Origin of the sequence: Dyella sp., from assembly GCF_051962475.1 — a bacterium.
Lineage (GTDB): Bacteria > Pseudomonadota > Gammaproteobacteria > Xanthomonadales > Rhodanobacteraceae > Dyella_A.
In genome coordinates, this window is the sequence record NZ_JBQCCF010000016.1 from 1 (window position 1) to 16642 (window position 16642).

12 protein-coding genes and 1 riboswitch are annotated in these 16642 nt (G+C 68.4%); of the genes, 4 read left to right on the top strand and 8 right to left on the bottom strand.

Translation table 11 applies throughout. The annotated features are described in order from the left end of the window. The 5 genes from ACTHJF_RS02615 to ACTHJF_RS02635 all read right to left on the bottom strand — a co-directional run. A partial coding sequence (locus tag ACTHJF_RS02615) for a ribonucleotide reductase N-terminal alpha domain-containing protein (protein WP_440265705.1) occupies positions 1–1245 on the bottom strand: 1245 nt, incomplete at its 3' end. 412 nt (positions 1246–1657) lie between these two features. After that, positions 1658–1869: riboswitch (cobalamin riboswitch) on the bottom strand. A gap of 87 nt (positions 1870–1956) precedes the next feature. After that, positions 1957–4122 (bottom strand): TonB-dependent receptor family protein, encoded by a 2166-nt coding sequence (locus ACTHJF_RS02620; protein WP_440265706.1) that lies wholly within the window; start codon positions 4120–4122, stop codon positions 1957–1959. 90 nt (positions 4123–4212) lie between these two features. Next, positions 4213–4593, bottom strand: a complete 381-nt coding sequence (locus ACTHJF_RS02625) for a peptidase C13 (RefSeq protein ID WP_440254980.1) — start codon at positions 4591–4593, stop codon at positions 4213–4215. 98 nt (positions 4594–4691) lie between these two features. Next, a complete protein-coding gene (locus ACTHJF_RS02630; protein ID WP_440265707.1) occupies positions 4692–5561 on the bottom strand; it encodes a pirin family protein in 870 nt (289 codons plus the stop codon). A 128-nt stretch (positions 5562–5689) separates the two neighbouring features. Further along, positions 5690–7471, bottom strand: coding sequence for a putative bifunctional diguanylate cyclase/phosphodiesterase (locus tag ACTHJF_RS02635; protein WP_440265708.1), 1782 nt, complete (start codon positions 7469–7471; stop codon positions 5690–5692). 191 nt (positions 7472–7662) lie between these two features. Here ACTHJF_RS02635 and ACTHJF_RS02640 point away from each other — a divergent pair, with 191 nt between their 5' ends. Continuing rightward, positions 7663–8289 (top strand): OmpW/AlkL family protein, encoded by a 627-nt coding sequence (locus tag ACTHJF_RS02640; RefSeq protein WP_440265709.1) that lies wholly within the window; start codon positions 7663–7665, stop codon positions 8287–8289. Positions 8290–8362: 73 nt separating this feature from the next. Here ACTHJF_RS02640 and zapE read toward each other — a convergent pair whose 3' ends face one another. Both zapE and ACTHJF_RS02650 read right to left on the bottom strand, forming a co-directional pair. Then, positions 8363–9478: a cell division protein ZapE gene (gene zapE, locus ACTHJF_RS02645; protein WP_440265710.1), complete on the bottom strand. Its 1116-nt coding sequence runs from the start codon at positions 9476–9478 to the stop codon at positions 8363–8365. 16 nt (positions 9479–9494) lie between these two features. Further along, positions 9495–10181, bottom strand: coding sequence for an alpha/beta hydrolase (locus ACTHJF_RS02650; RefSeq protein ID WP_440265711.1), 687 nt, complete (start codon positions 10179–10181; stop codon positions 9495–9497). A gap of 60 nt (positions 10182–10241) precedes the next feature. Between ACTHJF_RS02650 and ACTHJF_RS02655 the strand changes: the two genes are divergently transcribed. Beyond that, positions 10242–10841: an ACP phosphodiesterase gene (locus tag ACTHJF_RS02655; RefSeq protein WP_440265712.1), complete on the top strand. Its 600-nt coding sequence runs from the start codon at positions 10242–10244 to the stop codon at positions 10839–10841. Between the two features lie 143 nt (positions 10842–10984). Here the strand turns inward: ACTHJF_RS02655 and ACTHJF_RS02660 are convergent, their stop codons facing one another. Next, complete coding sequence (locus ACTHJF_RS02660) at positions 10985–11506, bottom strand: c-type cytochrome (RefSeq protein ID WP_431638215.1); 522 nt, start codon at positions 11504–11506, stop codon at positions 10985–10987. 380 nt (positions 11507–11886) lie between these two features. Here ACTHJF_RS02660 and ACTHJF_RS02665 point away from each other — a divergent pair, with 380 nt between their 5' ends. Together ACTHJF_RS02665 and ACTHJF_RS02670 are read left to right on the top strand one after the other, a co-directional pair. Continuing rightward, a complete protein-coding gene (locus ACTHJF_RS02665; protein ID WP_440265713.1) occupies positions 11887–13143 on the top strand; it encodes an efflux RND transporter periplasmic adaptor subunit in 1257 nt (418 codons plus the stop codon). A 117-nt stretch (positions 13144–13260) separates the two neighbouring features. Next, positions 13261–16497, top strand: a complete 3237-nt coding sequence (locus ACTHJF_RS02670; protein ID WP_440265714.1) for an efflux RND transporter permease subunit — start codon at positions 13261–13263, stop codon at positions 16495–16497. Positions 16498–16642 lie beyond the last annotated feature (145 nt).

Here is a 16642-nt window from a genome sequence, read left to right on the forward strand (position 1 = left end):
TACCGTCTTCGCGGCGAGGCCGTCTGCCTCGGCCCGGCGATACGCGGTTTCGAAGGCTTCGCCCCAGCTGTCGACGAAATGCGGCACGAGCTTGGGATCGAACAGCGACCACTCGCTGTCGCGCTCGACCCGGCGCATGAACTCGTCGGGGATCCAGTTGGCCAGGTTGAGGTTGTGCGTGCGGCGCGCCTCGTCGCCGGTGTTGTCGCGCAGTTCGAGGAATTCCTCGATGTCGGCGTGCCACGGCTCCAGGTAGACGCAGGCCGCGCCCTTGCGCTTGCCGCCCTGGTTCACCGCGGCCACCGAGGCGTCCAGCGTCTTCAGCCACGGCACCAGGCCGTTGGAGTGGCCGTTGGTGCCGCGGATCAGCGAGCCGCGCGAGCGCACCCGCGAGTAGGCCAGGCCGATGCCGCCGGCGAACTTCGAGAGCTTGGCGACGTCGGCGTACTTGTCGTAGATCGATTCGAGCGAGTCGACCGGCGAGTCGAGCAGGAAGCACGAGGACAGTTGCTCATGCGTGGTGCCGGCGTTGAACAGCGTGGGCGAGCTGGCGATGTATTCCAGCGACGACAGCAACCGGTACAGCTCCAGCGTCTCGGCGATGTCGTTGCCGCCCAATGCGCAGGCGATGCGCATGAAGAAGTACTGCGGCGTCTCGATCACATAGCGCTTCGTGGGATGGCGCAGCAGGTAGCGGTCGTACACCGTGCGCAGGCCGAAGTATTCGAAGCGGCGCGTGGCCAGCGGATCGATCGCATCGTTGAGCTTGCGCGCGTTGGCCGCCACGAAGTCGCGCAGGCGATCGTTGAGGATGCCCAGGCTGGCGCCCAGCGCGATCGACTGCGAGAAGCTCTGGATGTCCTGGCCGCTCACTTCCTTGTCGACGAACGCGCCGAGCAGGCGCGCGGCAAGCTGGCCGTATTCGGGCTCCTCGGCGGTGAGCGCGGCGGCAGTACGTATCGACAGCTGATCCAGCTCGGCTGTGGTGGCGCCGTCGTACAGGCCGCCGATGGTCTTCAGCGCCACGCGCAGCGGATCGACCGCGTGCAGGCCATCGGCACTGCGGGTGACGGCCTTGACGATCTTGTTGACGTCGACGCCCTCCTGGCTGCCGTTGCGCTTGGTCACGCGCATGCTGCCGGGGTTGTGTGGCGGGGTGAGGGTGAAGTCGGCCGGCGGCATGCCGTCGGCGGCGGGCGACGCGGCCGCGGATGACACGCGGTCGAGGGTATCCAGCGTTTCCATGATGGAGGCTCCCAAAAGGGGAATCCGCCGCGCCGGCCCGGGAGGGGTTAGGAGCCTCGACGGTAGAAATTCAAGGGGCTGCGGCGTCGCGCTTTTGGCCAGCTTCTTCGCTCCTTCTCGTCAGATAGCTACGGCTATCTTCCTCAAACGATCAAAAAATCTGACTCAAAATCGCTTTGCCTCGCTCCCTCGATTTCCACCGCCGAGGCTCCTGGGCCGACGCGACGGTTCCGAAAGTCAAACACCTGCTCCCGCGCGCAGGGCCTGAGGCTTGGCTTTCATGGAGATATCGCGTCGACATGCAGGCACACGACGGCCTGCGATGCGACGCGCCTCCCCGCGGAAGCGGTCACCTGCGTCGGGTCGCGAGAGCATCGGCGCATCGCATCTCACCGGACGCGACCGCCGGCCCATGGGGCCCGACGTGCTGGCAGGTCTTCGGACTTGCGGACCCAGGCTTTCGCCTACCTAGTCCCTGTCGCTTCCCAGGCGCTGCGGCCCAGTGCATGTGACAGGTTTCGTTTCCGCTTACCGCTGCGGGGCAGTTCCGGATTTGCACCGGATTCCCTTTTAAGCCCGACCGACAGTCGCGTCTGGACGGGCACCAACGAGCGCAACATAGTGGGGCGGTCCAAGGCGGTCAACCCCAGATATTGTGGATAACCTGTTGAAAAGCCGCGCACCGCCAAGCCCGGCGTGCGCTTGCGATGATCAGAAACTCAGCCGTGCCCCGAGCATCACGTTGCGGCCGGGGCCCGGCTCGAAGTAGCGACCGTTGCCATCGTTGACGATCACCGAGCCGACGTAGCGGCGGCCGCCCAGGTTGCCGATCCGCGCCGAGAGATCGAGCCGGGCCGCTGCGCCCAGCGCGAAGGTGTAGCCGGCATCGACATCGACCAGCGCGTAGCCGGCGGCGCGGTCGGTGTCGAAATCGTTCACGGGGACCGAGCCCACGCCGGTGAGCGTGATGCCCTCGCGCCAGCCCAGCCCATCGCCATGCTCCAGCCGCAACGAGCCGTAGTCGTCCGGCACGCCGGGCAGGCGCGAGCCGGCGGCTACCAGCGTGGCCGGCACCGTGCAGGGCGAGCCGGTGCAGGCGAGAAAGCCATCGCGGAAGCGCGCGCGCAGGTGGGTGACGCCGGCGCTCAAGCGCCAGCCCGTGGCCAGCTCCCCGGTGGCCGACAGCTCCACGCCCTCACGGCGGGTGCGGCCGGCGTTGCGATAGGTGGCGCGGCCGTTGGTGTTGCTCGCCACGGCCAGCTCGTTGCGGGTGTCGGCGCGGAACAGCGCGGCGTCGAATTCCAGCCGCTTCGTCGCCTGCCACTTCGCGCCGAGCTCATAGTTGTTGCTGCGCGCGGGCTTGAGGTCGAAGGCGAGGCCGGCCTGGCCGTCGGAGCGGTAGCCCAGCTCGTTGTAGCTGGGCGTCTCGAAGCCGCGGCCATAGCTGCCGTAGATACGCAGTTCGTCGCTGGCACGGTACTGCAGGCCGACCACCGGCGTGGTGGCGCTGTAGCTCACGTGGCCGCTGTCGTCCGGGTTGTCCGCGGTGACGTAGAAATCGTGTTCGGCGAAACGCACGGTGTCGTGGCGCAGGCCCAACAGCAGCGCCCACTGCGGCACGAAGTGCCAGTAGAACTGCGCGTATTCGGCCACGTTGTTGACGTTGTCGTGCTCGTTGCGGCGCAGGGCGCCCCTTACCCCCAGCGTGCTGCTGACGAAGTTCTCGTAGCCGGTGCGGCGTTGGATCTGGTAATCGCCGCTGGCGCCCAGCACCGCCTCGTACATGCCGCCGCCAAGCTGGCCGCGATGGGTCCAGCGCAGGTCGGCGCCACCGTAACTGGTCGATGGCGACACCACGCCGCCGGACTGCAGCGGATTCTTTTGCACGAAGGTGGGGATCGACAGGTATTGGGTGATGCTGCGTTGGCCGTAGTAGGCCATCGCGCGCCACTGGTCGCTGGGGTTGAGCGTCTGCTCGTAGATCAGGCCGAGCTGATTCTGCTCGGCGCTCTTGCGGGTGTCGTACTGCGCCGCCACCGCGGTGGCCTGGCGCGGGTCCTGCTTCATCTGCGCGCGGGTCAGGCCGAGTGGGTCCTGCGTGCCGGGCTGGTGGACGCGGTTGAGCACCACGGTGAGCTTGCGCTGCTGGCCCAGGTCGATGCCGAACTTGGCGTTGTCCGATACGCGCCGCACGCGGCTGTGAGCGCGGTAGCCGCCGGAGAGGAACTCCGAGGCGGCGATGTTGTAATCCACCGCGCCGGCCGTGCCGCGGGTGTTGGCCAGGAAGCGGAAGCTGTCGTAGCTGCCGCCATACACGCCCAGCGTGGTCTGTGGCGTCGGCGTGCCGTCGGCGCTGTAGAGCTGGATCACGCCGCCGGCGGCGTTGCCGTAGAGCACCGAAAACGGGCCGCGCAGCACCTCGATGCGCTCGGCCGAATCGAGGTTGAACGCCGACACCTGGCCCTGACCGTCTGGCAGCGTGGCCGGGATGCCGTCCATGAATACGCGGATGCTGCGCACGCCGAAGGTGGTGCGCGAGCCGAAGCCTCGGATCGAGATCTGCTCGTCCTGCGCGTAGTTCTGCCGGTCGCGAGCGAGGATGCCGGGCACACCGACGATCGCCTCGGAAAAGTTCACGCCGGGCAGGCCGGCCTTGCCCGGATCGACCTGCACCACGCTGAGCGCAGCCGGCACGTCGAACGGCGGGATGTCGAGCCGGCTGGCGTTGACCTCGATCGCCGGCAGCGACGTGGCCGCCTGTCCGGCCGCGGCGGCGATCGTCCACGGCGCCAGCGCCAGCGCCGTGACGATCAGGCGGTTCGGCCGCGCGCGTGTGTTGACGGCGGCGGCCGGTGATGGGTGATGCAGGTGATCCATCGTTGCTTGGTCCTGGGGTGCGCTGGCGCGCGGCGGAGCGGCGCGTCTTCTCGGCCTGAGGCTAACGCGGCGGCCGGCAAGGCCCCGGGCTCAGGGCGTGATGCTGACGTCGATCTCGATCGGGTAGGGCGCCGGTTGGGCCGGCGGCGCAGGCAGCGTCCACGTTACAAAGCTGCTGGCCAGGCAGGTGGCCAGCACCGTGGCCGGCTGCACGTCGATGCGCGCGGGGCGGCCATCGGCTGCCACGTCGGCGACCAGCGTGAAGGGCGACTTGTCGGCCGGCGTGTTGCGGGCGATGCAGCCTTTGAGCGTGTCGGTCATCGGGTTGCCGATCTTCGCCCACAGCGTCTTCTGGTAGGCCGGCCCGGTGGCGGCGGCCTCGGCCAGCCGGCCCTGGGTGACGCGATCGTGGAAGTCGTCCCCGCCGGTGGCGGGGGCCAGCAGCAGGGCCAGGGCAAGCAGCGTCGTCATGGGCGATCCGGTGACCGGCAAAGCGCGGACGTTAGCAGTTCACGCCATGGCCGCGCACGGCTCGTGTGTGGCCGAAACGTGTCGCGGAGGCCGCGCGGTCAGAGCTGGCCGAGACGGCCGGCTTCGTAGTCCTGCACCACGCGCATCACTTCCTGGCGCGTGTTCATCACGAACGGGCCATGCTGCACCAGCGGCTCGTGGATGGCCGCACCGGCGACCACCACCACGTGCGAGCGCGTGCCCACGCCGCGGATGCGCAGCAGCACGTCGTCGCTGAGGGCGCCGGCGGTAACGGCGGTGGTGGCGGGCAGGGCGCGCGTGGCGGCGCCATCGGCGGTGAGCGCCAGCTCGCCGGAGACGGCGTAGCACCAGGCATTCCAGCCGGCGGGCAGCGTCAGGGGAAAAATAGCGCCAGCATCGATGCGCCCGTCCACGATCAGCAACGATTGCGGCAGCAGCAGCGGTGAACGGGTCTGCCCGAAGCTGCCGGCTAGCAGGCGCAGGCGGCTGCCGGGCAAGGTGATCAGCGGCACGTCCGCCGCGGCCAGGTGGAAGCTGGCCGGGGGCTGCTGCTTGAGATCGCTGGGCGAGTTGATCAGGAACTGCAGCGCGTCCAGCGAGAGCGAATCGCCGCGCGCACGCGCCTGCCGCACCACCCCGCGCCCGGCCAGCGTCCAGTGCAGATCGCCGGGGCGAATGCAGTGGTGCGCGCCGGCGCTGTCCACGGTTTCGATCTCGCCCTGCGCGTGCTCGAACAGCAAGGTGGCCACTGACAGGCCCGCGCGCGGCAATGGCTCGCGATCCGGTTCGGCCGACTGCACGTGATCGACCACCAGCAGCGGCGACATGTCGCGATCGAACGCGTCATGGCGGAACTGGCGCAGCCTCCCGCCAGCGCCGGCCGGATGGACGCGGGGCTGCAGCGGGCGGGAAAACACCGGGTCGCGAAGCGCTGGGGAGCCGTGCATGGCTTGCCTGAAAAAAGGTGACGTCGCACTTTGCCGCTACGCCCCGTCCCGGGTTGTGGCGCCCGTCACGCACAGGCGAGCCGGCGCGCGCGGACGCTGCCGGTTGGGCACCGGTTCACCCAGGTGAATCAGATGCGCACGTGTTGCTTCGCCAGCCAGCCTGGCACTTCGCTGGCCGGCATCGGCCGGGCGATGTGGAAGCCCTGCACCTCGTCGCAGGCCATGCCGCACACGGCGGCGTAGATCTGCACCGTCTCCACGCCTTCCACCACCACGCGGAAACCCAGTTCGCGCGCCAGTTCGGTCATCGCGCGCACGATGGCGCCGTCGTGGCGGCTGGCGTCCATGGCGCGCACGAACGACTGGTCGATCTTCAGGCTGGTGGCCGGCATCTGCCGCAGCGAGGCGAGGTTGCTGTAGCCGGTGCCGAAATCGTCGATGGCGATGCCGATGCCCAGCGCGCGGATCGCGGCCAGGTGCTCGCGGGTGGTGTCCGAATGTTCCAGCAGGGTGCTCTCGGTAAACTCCAGCTCCAGCGCATCGAGCGCCACACCGTGCCGGCTCGCCGCGCTGCGCAGGCGATCGACGAGCTCACTGCCCAGGTCGCTGCTGGACACGTTGAGCGACAGCTTCAGCGCCATCCCGGCGCGCTGCCACTGCCCCAGCTGGGCAATCGCATGGTCGAGCACCCATTCGGTCAGCGCACGCATCAAGCCGGCCTGCTCGGCCAGAGGAATGAAGCGGTTCGGCGGGATCGGGCCGAGCGTGGGATGGTGCCAGCGCGCCAGCGCCTCCACCGCCACGCAGCGGCCGCTGGAGAGCTCGACGCGCGGCTGGTAGTGCAGATCCAGCTCGGTGCGGTCGTTGAGCGCGGCGGCCAGCTCGGTGACGAGGAAGAACTCTTGCCGGTGCTGCTCGTCGTGCGCCGCTTCGTAGATCGACCAGCCGCGCACACTGTCCTGCGCTGCATGGGTGGCGCTCATCACCAGCCGCAGCGGATCGCCGCCGTCGAGTTCGCCGACCGCCAGGTTGAGCAGGCCCACGCCCGGCTGCAGGGTCAGCGGGATGCCCAGGCAATCGAACGGCTGTCGTAGGCGATGCACCAGTTCGTCCAACTGCCTGCCGTCGAGCACGTGCGGCGAATCCGGCAAGACCGCCGCGAAGCGATGGATGCCTACCTGATAGAGATGGGTGTGCTCGGGCATCCACACCTGGATGCGCGCAGCCGCATCGCGCATCAGCTCGTCGGCGTAAGCGTGACCCATGGCGCGGATGAAGGCGTTGAAGCGGTTGACCGGCGCCACGTCGATGGCGATCAGCCAGGCGCCGTGCGCGCCGCCGCGCTGGCGGGCGCGTAGATCCTCGAAGAAGGCATTGCGGTGCGGCAGTTGGGTGACCGGATCGGTGCGGCCCAGGTAGCTGCCCAGCACCAGCCCAGTACCGGCCAGTTCGGCGGCGTCGCGCAGGTCGTCATGCTCCTTTTCGGTGAGCCCGTCGCGCGGCGCGTAATCCATCACGCACAGGGCGCCTACGTGCTGCCCGCTCAACGTGTAGACCGGCTCGCTGGCGAAGAAGCGCATCGATGCCGTGCGCGGATCGGTCAGCAGCGGCACGCCGCCAAAGCGCGTATCGGCCTCGGTGTCGGGCACTACCTGGGTTTCACCGTGGCGCGCCGCTTCCAGATACCGCGGGTGCAGCGACGGCGAAGCGTGCGGACTGCGCGCCTCGTCGCTGAACCAGTAGGCGCTGCCGGTCGCCAGCACCAGCGACACCACCGGCACGCGCAGCGAATGAGCAGCGAGCCGCGCGACCGCGTCGAAGCCCGGCACGGCAAAACCGTCCGCCGCGTCGAGGGCGTTGAGCACCGCTCCGGCCATGTCCCCCGGAGAGCTGTTCGTGTCGCTTGCCATGCCTGTCGCTCCGTGCCGCATGCCCGGCGTCCACCTGGAGTCGCCGCCCCAGGGTCAGGCTCAAATTTAATGCAGATTCAGTCTATTCGGCGGATCGCGGCGTATCTGAAGCGCCGCCCGGATACCCCGGGGGCCGACGGACACATGGTGGTCCGGTCGTCTCATTCCCCACGTTCGCAATGGAGAGTCTCATGAAAGCACTGCCCCTGACGCTACTCGCCGGCGCCCTGCTCGCCGCCACGGCCGGCGCGGCGCAGGCCCAGAGCGCCTCCGGTCCGGGTTTCTATGGCGCCATCGGCTACCACTACGTGAACCCCAAGAGCGGTAATGGCACGCTGGCCGGCGTGTTTCGCAGCGACATCAACAGCGATTCGGAGCCCACCCTCACGCTGGGCTACCACTTCGACGCCAACTGGAGCGCCGAGGCCTGGCTGCCGCTGACCAAGTTCAAGCACGACGTGAGCCTGGACGGTGCCAAGTCGGCCAGCATCAAGCACATGCCATACCTGTTCACGGCGCAGTACCACTTCATGCCGGACAGCGCGTTCCATCCGTTCGTCGGGGCCGGCTACGGCTTCGTCAACGTCAGCGGCGAGCGCACCACCGGCCCGCTCACCGGCACCTCGCTCAACGTGAAGAGCGGTGACGGCTTCGTCGGCCAGTTCGGCGTGGACTACTACGCCACCGACAACGTGTTCATCCGCGCCGACGCGCGCTACTTCGACTGGAAGAGCAAGGTCGAGCTCAACGGTGCCGGCATCGGCGAGGTGAAGGTGAATCCGTGGATCTACGGCGTGAGCGTGGGCTACCGCTTCTGATCGGCTCTCTCGTGTGACACCCGTGACGGCCGCCTTCGGGCGGCCGTCGTTTTTCGCGCACCTTCTGTGGGCGCTACTCGGGCCGGTGGGGTGCGGCGAGGTAGTCCTCGCTCTGCATCTCAATCAGCCGCGATTCGGTGCGGCCGAACTCGGCGCGCAGGCGCTCGCCGTCGTACAGCTCGGTGATCGGCGCGGCGGCCGAGAGCACCAGCTTCACGCGGCGGTCGTAGAACTCGTCCACCAATTGCACGAAGCGCTTGGCCGCGTCCTCGCTGTACACGGTGAACTGCGGCACGTTGGAGATCAGGATGGTGGCGGAGGATTTCGCCAGCGCGATGTAGTCGGCCACCGCACGCGGGCCTTCGCACAGCGCGTCGAACGCGAACCACAGCACGCCCTCGGCGCGCCGGCGCAGCGGCACGTCGCGGCCGTTGAGGGCGATCGCGCCGCCGTCGACGGGTTCGTCCTGCGCCTGGCTGGCGAAGATGCGCGTCAGCGCGCGCTCGGCTTCCGCGCCAGGGGGCGTGAGGTACACCGGCGCCTGGCTCAGCGCGCGCAGGCGCCAGTCGCGCGAGGACACCATCTCCACCACCTGGCAATGCTTCTCCAGCAGCGCGATCGCCGGCAGGAAGCGCGCGCGCTGCAGGCCGTCGCGGTACAGGTTGGCCGGCGCGGTGTTGGAGGTGGTGACCAGGCTCACGCCGCGCACGAACAGCGCGTCTAGCAGGTTGGCCAGGATCATCGCGTCGCCGATGTCGCTGACCAGGAACTCGTCCAGGCACAGCACGCGGCATCGTGCAGCGATGCGCGCGGCGACTTCCACCAGCGGATCGGCGCGCTCGCCCAGACTGCGCAGCTCGGCGTGCACTTCGCCCATGAAGCGATGGAAGTGCCGGCGCAGCGAGGTGCCGGCCGGCAGGCCGGCGACGAACAGGTCCATCAGGAAGGTCTTGCCGCGCCCCACGCTGCCCCACAGGTACAGGCCGGGCACGGCGTTCACCGGGTCGCTGCCGAGCAGGCTCTTGAGCCGGCCGAACAGGCCGGGGCTCTCCGGCACGGCGCACAGCGCCGCGTGCATGCGGTCGAACTCCGGCAGCACGGCGAGCTGGGCCGGATCGCTCTCCCAGCGATGGGCGGCCACGCCTTCGTGGTAGCGCGCGCTGGGCGCGCCGGATGCGGTATCGGTCATGGGAAAACCGGAGGGCTCAGGTGCGCTCGGGCGGCAGCCAGCGGCGTGCCTCGGCCTTCACCGCGCCGCGCAGGTCCATCAGTCGGCGATGGAAGAAGTGCCCGGTCTCGGGCATGCGCACCAGCTCGGGTTTCACCTCGAGGCTGTCGATCCAGTCGAACACCGCCTGCGGCTCGACCACCTCGTCTTCCTCGCCCATCACCACCAGCCACGGGCAGGTCGGCAGCTCGAAGCCGTCGAACGGCCAGCGCCCGGCGGGCGGAGCGATGCTGATCAGCGCGTCGGCACCCAGCCGCACCGCATTGCGGATAGTGACGTAGCTGCCGAAGGAGAACCCGGCCAGCCACAGCGCCTCGCCGGGGCGCACGCGGCGCACCCAGTCGGCCACGGCGCCGAGATCATCGCCTTCGCCGTTGCCTTCGTCGTAGGCGCCTTCCGATTCGCCCGTGCCGCGGAAGTTGAAGCGCACCGTATCCAGGCCCGACTCGCGCAGCGCGCGCTCGACCATCGTCACCACCTTGTTGTGCATGGTGCCGCCCTGCACGGGGTTGGGATGGCAGACGATCGCCACCCCACGTCGCGCGCCGGGGCGCTCGGCCACATCGGTGATGGTCTCCAGCAGGCCGGCCGGGCCGCGCAGCATGAAGCTGGCCGCCTGCTCGGGAAAACTGGCCGGGTCGGCGGGAAGCGAGAGCATGTTCATGGTGCGGATGATAACTGCCCGGCTTGTCGATCGCCCGCCACGGCTCCATCTACAGTCACCATGAACCATCTCGCGCACGCCCTGCTGGCCGGTGACGACGAGGCGTTGCGCCTGGGCGGCATGCTGGGCGACTTCGTGCGCGGTGCCCCCGATGCCGCATGGCCGCGCGAGGTGGCCGGCGGTATCCGCCTGCATCGCGCCATCGACGTCTACACCGATGCGCATCCCGAAGTGCTGGCAGCCAAGGCCCGCCTGGCACCGCCGTATCGCCGCTACGCCGGCATCCTGCTCGACATGTGGTTCGACCATTGCCTGGCGCGCGACTTCGCGCGTTGGGCGGCGGTGCCGCTGCAGTCGTTCTCCCGCGACCTGCGCGCGCTGCTGCACGAGCGCGAGGCGCAGTTGCCGCCACCGCTGCAGCGCTTCCTCGTCTACATGCAAACCCACGATCTGCCGGCCGGCTACGCGCAGCCACAGGTGCTCGGGCGGGCGCTCGCCGGGATCGGCCAGCGCTTGCAGCGTGCCAATCCGCTGGCCGACGCCCTGCCGGTGCTGCAGGCGCAGGCGGGCGCGCTGGACCGGCATTTCGAGGCGTTCTTCCCCGAGCTGCAGGCGTTTGCGCGCGGGTGGATCGAGCAGGAGCGGATGGGGCCGGACTGAGGCGAGCCGCGACGCGACGGATCGTGCGCGGGCGGCACAGCGCCGCGGTTGCCCCCTCATCCCAGGCTTCTATTCCTTGGGAAGGGCAAAACGAAAAACGCCGCCTCGCGGCGGCGTTTTCGTTTGCGGTATCGAGCCGCGGCTTACTTCGCCTGGTCGGTGATCCAGGTGACGGCGGCCTTCACCTGGGCGTCGGTCAGCGAGGGATTGCCGCCCTTGGCCGGCATCATGTTGCCGTCCGGGCCCTTGTAGCCTTCGATCGCGTGCTTCACGAGGGTATCCAGGCCCTGCGCCAGGCGCGGTGCCCAGGCGGCCTTGTCGCCCAGCTTCGGCGCGCCAGCGACGCCGGCGGTGTGGCAGCTGTGGCAGAGGTTGTCGTAGATGGTCTTGCCGTCGGTGGTGCCGCCGTAGGCGACCTGCGAGGCGGCGGCCTTGGCCGCGGCTTCCTCGGCGGCGGCCATCGCCGCGCGGCCGGTATCGCCGGCGTACACCGCGCCGACCGGCGCAATGCGCGCTTCCACCTGCTGCGGCGCGTTCGGGTTGGTTTCCTTCGGCTCGTGGTTGTAGATCGCCCAGCCGAGGCTGATCAGCAGCACGGTCAGCACACTCAGGCCCGCGATCAGCATCGAGAACTGACGCATGAAGCTCTGATCGGATTTGGTCAGGGAACCGCTCACGAACGTACTCCAGTCAAAAAGTAGGGCTGGCGGGCCGCCATTGGCCGTCCGAGCCGCTGCGCGGGGCCGTCCTTCGACGAAGGCGACGCGGCAACCGCGGGATTATAGACGAAGCCCGGCGCAAGTTTCAGCGCGCCGCCGTGGCGGCCAGTCGCAGCCCGGGGTATCGTGCGCGGGATCGGATCGCGCCCACTCCCCGTGTTGCATGGCCCAAGCGGCCTCCACCCTGCCATCGGTCATGGCGGACCCATGTCAACCGGCAGTGTCCGGGGTCGTTGATCTGAACCTATTCTTTTTCCGCCACTCAGACAGTGCGCGCATGCCGCGCGCCGGGGCTTGGGCCCTGCCGTTCCAACCGGGAGTTTTACATGTCGCGTTTTTGGAAGATCGCGCTGATCGTTGTTGCCGTGCTCGTGGTGGCAGCGGTCGGAGTCCGCCTGCTGCACAAGCCTGCTCCCCGACCTGGCGCCCAGGCTGGTGCCCAGGCCGATGCCTCCGGCAAGAAGGATGGCCCGGAGGCCAAGGAAGCCGATCCAGTGCCGGTGACGGTGGAGCCGGTGAGCGTGCAGAACGTGCCGGTATATCTGACTGCACTGGGCACCGTGCAGGCGCTCAACACCGTGACGGTGAGCCCGCAGATCGGCGGCCTGCTGATGAAGCTCAACTTCACCGAAGGCCAGGAAGTGACCAAGGGCCAGGTGCTTGCCGAAATCGACCCGCGCTCGCTGCAGGCCTCCTACGACCAGGCCGCCGCACGCAAGCGCCAGGACGCGGCGCAGCTGGCCACCGCACGCAGCAACCTGGCGCGCAGCCTCGACCTCGCCAAGCAGGGCTACATCTCCAAGCAGGATATGGACACATTGCAGAACACGGTCAGCCAGTACGAGGCGACCGTGGCGGCGGACGAGGCAGCCATCAATGACGCCAAGGTGCAGCTGGGCTACACCAAGGTGCTGGCGCCGATCACCGGCATGGCCGGCATCCGCGGCGTCGACCCGGGCAACATCGTCACCACCACCTCGTCCATCGTCACGTTGACCGAGGTCCATCCGATCAACGTGATCTTCCCGCTGCCGGAGCAGAACGTGGAGCTGGTGCGCTCCTCGCAGCAGCGCGGCGAGCCGCTGGAAGTGGCCGCGCTGGACAGCGCCGGCAGCAAGGTCATCGCCGGCAAGGGCGTGCTCAAGGTGATCAACAACCAGATCGACACCAGCACCGGCACGTTCAACCTCAAGGCGGAATTTCCCAATGAGGAGAACGCGTTGTTCCCCGGCCAGTTCGTCAACGTGCGGATGAAGGTGAACACGGTGCAGGGCGGTCTGGTGATTCCGTCGCAGGCGGTACAGCGCGGCCCGGATGGCGACTACGTCTATCAGCTGCAGTCCGACAACACGGTCAAGATGCAGTCGGTGACCACCGGCCAGGAAGTGGGCGACAGCCATGTGATGGTGACGCAGGGCCTGAAGGCCGGCGACAAGGTGGTTACCGAGGGCCAGTTCCGCCTCAAGCCGGGCAGCAAGGTCAAGGCGCTCAAGCCGGGCGAAGTGCCGGCCGCGCCGACCGAGGAAGAGCTCAAGAAGGCGGCGCAGGACAACAAGGGTGGTCGCCGCGGTCGCCGCGGTTGATCCAGCGCACCGCGGCCGGCCCGATGGCTGGCCGCGCTGCTCGGACGAGAGGCGTCCGGGCGCACCACCACTGACGGTCGGGCACGTGCCCCGCCACTGACGGCAGACCAGGACACCATGGGATTCTCATCGCTTTTCATCCGACGCCCGATCGCCACCTCGCTGCTGATGGTGGCCGTGCTGCTGCTGGGCGTGCTCGGCTATCGCCAGCTGCCGGTGTCGGCGCTGCCGGAGATCGATGCGCCCAGTCTGGTGGTCACCACCCAGTATCCGGGCGCCAGCGCGGCGACCATGGCGGCGCTGGTCACCACGCCGCTGGAGCGCCAGTTCGGGCAGATCTCCGGGTTGTCGATGATGAGCTCGGATTCGTCCGCCGGCCTGTCGACGATCGTGCTGCAGTTCAACATGGACCGCGACATCGATATCGCCGCGCAGGACGTGCAGTCGGCGATCAGTACCTCCAAGGGCACGCTGCCGAACAACTTGCCGTACCCGCCGGTGTACAACCGCGTGAACCCGGCCGATGCGCCCATCCTCACGCTGATGCTCACCTCCGACAGCCGCGCGCTGCGTGACGTCAACGACCTGGCCGATTCGATCATCGCCCAGAAGCTCTCGCAGGTGCAGGGCGTGGGCCTGGTGTCGATCGCCGGCAACGTGCGCCCGGCCGTGCGCGTACAGGTGAATCCGGCGCAGCTGTCCAACCTCGGCCTCACCTTGGAGGACGTGCGCAGCGCACTCAGCCAGGCCAACGTCAACGCGCCCAAGGGCACGCTCAACGGTAAGACGCAGAGCTACTCCATCGGCACCAACGATCAGCTGGTCGACGCCGCGCAGTACAAGAACACCATCATCAGCTACAAGAACGGCGCGCCGGTGCGCCTGTCCGACGTGGCCAGCGTGGTCGACGGTGTGGAGAACGACCAGCTCGCCGCCTGGGCCAACGGCAAGCCTGCGGTGCTGCTGGACATCCGCCGCCAGCCGGGCGCGAACATCGTCAAGACGGTGGAGCAGATCCGCGCCACGCTGCCGTCGCTGAAGGCCGTGCTGCCGGCGGACGTGCACCTGGACGTATTCGCCGATCGCACCATCACCATCCGCGCCTCGGTGCACGACGTGCAGTTCACCCTGATCCTCACCATCTTCCTGGTGGTGGCGGTGATCTTCGTGTTCCTGCGCCGGCTGTGGGCTACGATCATTCCGTCGGTGGCGGTGCCGCTGTCCCTGATGGGCACGTTCGGCGTGATGTCGTTCGCCGGCATGTCGCTGGATAACCTCTCGCTGATGGCGCTCACCGTGGCCACCGGTTTCGTGGTGGACGATGCGATCGTGATGATCGAGAACATCGTGCGCTACATCGAGCAGGGCAGGAGCGGCAAGGAGGCGGCCGAGATCGGCGCCAAGGAAATCGGCTTCACCGTGCTGTCGCTCACCGTGTCGCTGGTGGCGGTGTTCCTGCCGCTGCTGCTGATGCCCGGCGTCACCGGGCGGCTGTTCCACGAGTTCGCCTGGGTGCTGACCATGGCGGTCACCATCTCTATGCTGGTGTCGCTGACGCTGACGCCGATGATGTGCGCCTACCTGCTCAAGCCCGATCAGCTGCCGATGGGCGATGAGCACCACGCCGCGCACGCCGGCAGCGGCAAGCGCGACCTGTGGTCGCGCACCGTGCGCCTGTACGAGCGCACGCTGGACTGGGTGCTCGATCACCAGCGCCTGACCATGCTGGTGGCCTCGATCACGATCGTGATCACGGTGCTGCTGTACATCGCCATCCCCAAGGGCCTGCTGCCCGAGCAGGACACCGGCCTGATCACCGGCGTGGTGCAGGCCGACGAAAACGTCGCCTTCCCGCAGATGGAGGCGCGCACCAAGGCGGTGGCCGACGCGCTGCGCAAGAATCCCGCGGTGAGCGGTGTAGCGGCGTTCATCGGCGCCGGCTCGATCAACCCCACGCTCAACCAGGGCCAGCTGTCGATCGTGCTGAAGGACCGCGCCGACCGTGAGGGTCTGGACAAGGTGCTGCCCAGCCTGCAGGCCGCAGTGGCGAACATTCCCGGCGTGGCGCTGTATCTCAAGCCGGTGCAGGACGTCACCCTGGACAGCCGCGTCTCGGCCACCGAGTACCAGTACGCGCTGTCCGACGTGAGCTCCACCGAGCTGGCCGGCTACGCCGAAAAGATGACCCAGGCGCTGCGCCAGCGCCCCGAGCTGGCCGATGTCGACAACAACCTCGCCGACTCGGGCAACGCGCTCAAGCTCACCATCGATCGCGACAAGGCCAGCCGCCTGGGTGTGCCGGTGCAGAGCATCGACGACACGCTGTACGACGCGTTTGGCCAGCGGCAGATATCCACCATCTTCACCCAGCTCAACCAGTACCGCGTGGTGCTGGAGGTCGCGCCGCAGTTCCGCAACAGCGACGACCTGATGAACAAGCTCACCGTGCGCGGCAACGGCAACGGCGCGCTCACCGGCTCCAACGCCACCAGCTTCGGCCAGCTCACATCGAGCAACTCGGCCACGCCCTCGGGCATCGGCAACACCGGCAACGTCGGCTTCCAGATCGGCGGCGGCGGCACCATTCCGATCTCTTCGCTGGCCACCGCCGAATACACAAGCGCGCCGTTGGTGGTCAGCCACCAGCAGCAGTTGCCGGCGGTGACACTCTCGTTCAATCTGGCGCCGGGCTATTCGCTGTCGCAGGGCGTGGAAGCGATCAACGAGGTGGTCAAGCAGCTCAACCTGCCGCCGCAGGTGCGCGGCGAGTTCGTCGGCAAGGCGGCGGAGTTCTCCTCCTCGCTGGGCGACGAGGTGCTGCTGCTGCTCGCCTCGGTGATCGTGATCTACATCGTGCTGGGCGTGCTGTACGAGAGCTACATCCACCCGATCACGATCATCTCCACCCTGCCGCCGGCCGGCGTGGGCGCGCTGTTGGCGCTGATCCTGTGCGGCATGAGTCTGTCGGTGGACGGCATCGTCGGCATCGTGCTCTTGATCGGCATCGTGAAAAAGAACGCGATCATGATGATCGACTTCGCGATCGAGGCGCAGCGCGAGGGCATGGGGCCGCGCGAGGCGATCCGCCGCGCCTGCCTGCTGCGCTTCCGCCCGATCATGATGACCACCGCGGCGGCCATGCTCGGCGCCTTGCCGCTCGCCCTGGGCAACGGCATTGGCGCGGAACTGCGCCGGCCGTTGGGCGTGTCCATCGTCGGCGGCCTGCTGCTGTCGCAACTGGTGACGCTGTACACCACGCCGGTGATCTACCTCTACATGGAGCGGTTCTCCGACTGGCTGCGCCACCGCCGCGAGCAGCGCGCGCTGGCCCAGGCCGAGCGCGGCGCGGCATAACGTCGCCCCATCGGGGCTCGCCCTAACAGCTTGGTGCACACGGCCCGCCCCCTGGCGGGCCGTGTGCTTTCTGGGGCCTGCAAAAAAGCTTCGCGAACGCCGCTCGCGGTTCAACCCATTGCCGCTTCGTGCGTTGGGGATGCGA

Coding starts and splice junctions, on each gene's coding strand:
- ACTHJF_RS02620 (WP_440265706.1), bottom strand. CDS start 4,122: ATGGATCACCTGCATCACCCATCACCGGCCGCCGCCGTCAACACACGC.
- ACTHJF_RS02625 (WP_440254980.1), bottom strand. CDS start 4,593: ATGACGACGCTGCTTGCCCTGGCCCTGCTGCTGGCCCCCGCCACCGGC.
- ACTHJF_RS02630 (WP_440265707.1), bottom strand. CDS start 5,561: ATGCACGGCTCCCCAGCGCTTCGCGACCCGGTGTTTTCCCGCCCGCTG.
- ACTHJF_RS02635 (WP_440265708.1), bottom strand. CDS start 7,471: ATGGCAAGCGACACGAACAGCTCTCCGGGGGACATGGCCGGAGCGGTG.
- ACTHJF_RS02640 (WP_440265709.1), top strand. CDS start 7,663: ATGAAAGCACTGCCCCTGACGCTACTCGCCGGCGCCCTGCTCGCCGCC.
- zapE (WP_440265710.1), bottom strand. CDS start 9,478: ATGACCGATACCGCATCCGGCGCGCCCAGCGCGCGCTACCACGAAGGC.
- ACTHJF_RS02650 (WP_440265711.1), bottom strand. CDS start 10,181: ATGAACATGCTCTCGCTTCCCGCCGACCCGGCCAGTTTTCCCGAGCAG.
- ACTHJF_RS02655 (WP_440265712.1), top strand. CDS start 10,242: ATGAACCATCTCGCGCACGCCCTGCTGGCCGGTGACGACGAGGCGTTG.
- ACTHJF_RS02665 (WP_440265713.1), top strand. CDS start 11,887: ATGTCGCGTTTTTGGAAGATCGCGCTGATCGTTGTTGCCGTGCTCGTG.
- ACTHJF_RS02670 (WP_440265714.1), top strand. CDS start 13,261: ATGGGATTCTCATCGCTTTTCATCCGACGCCCGATCGCCACCTCGCTG.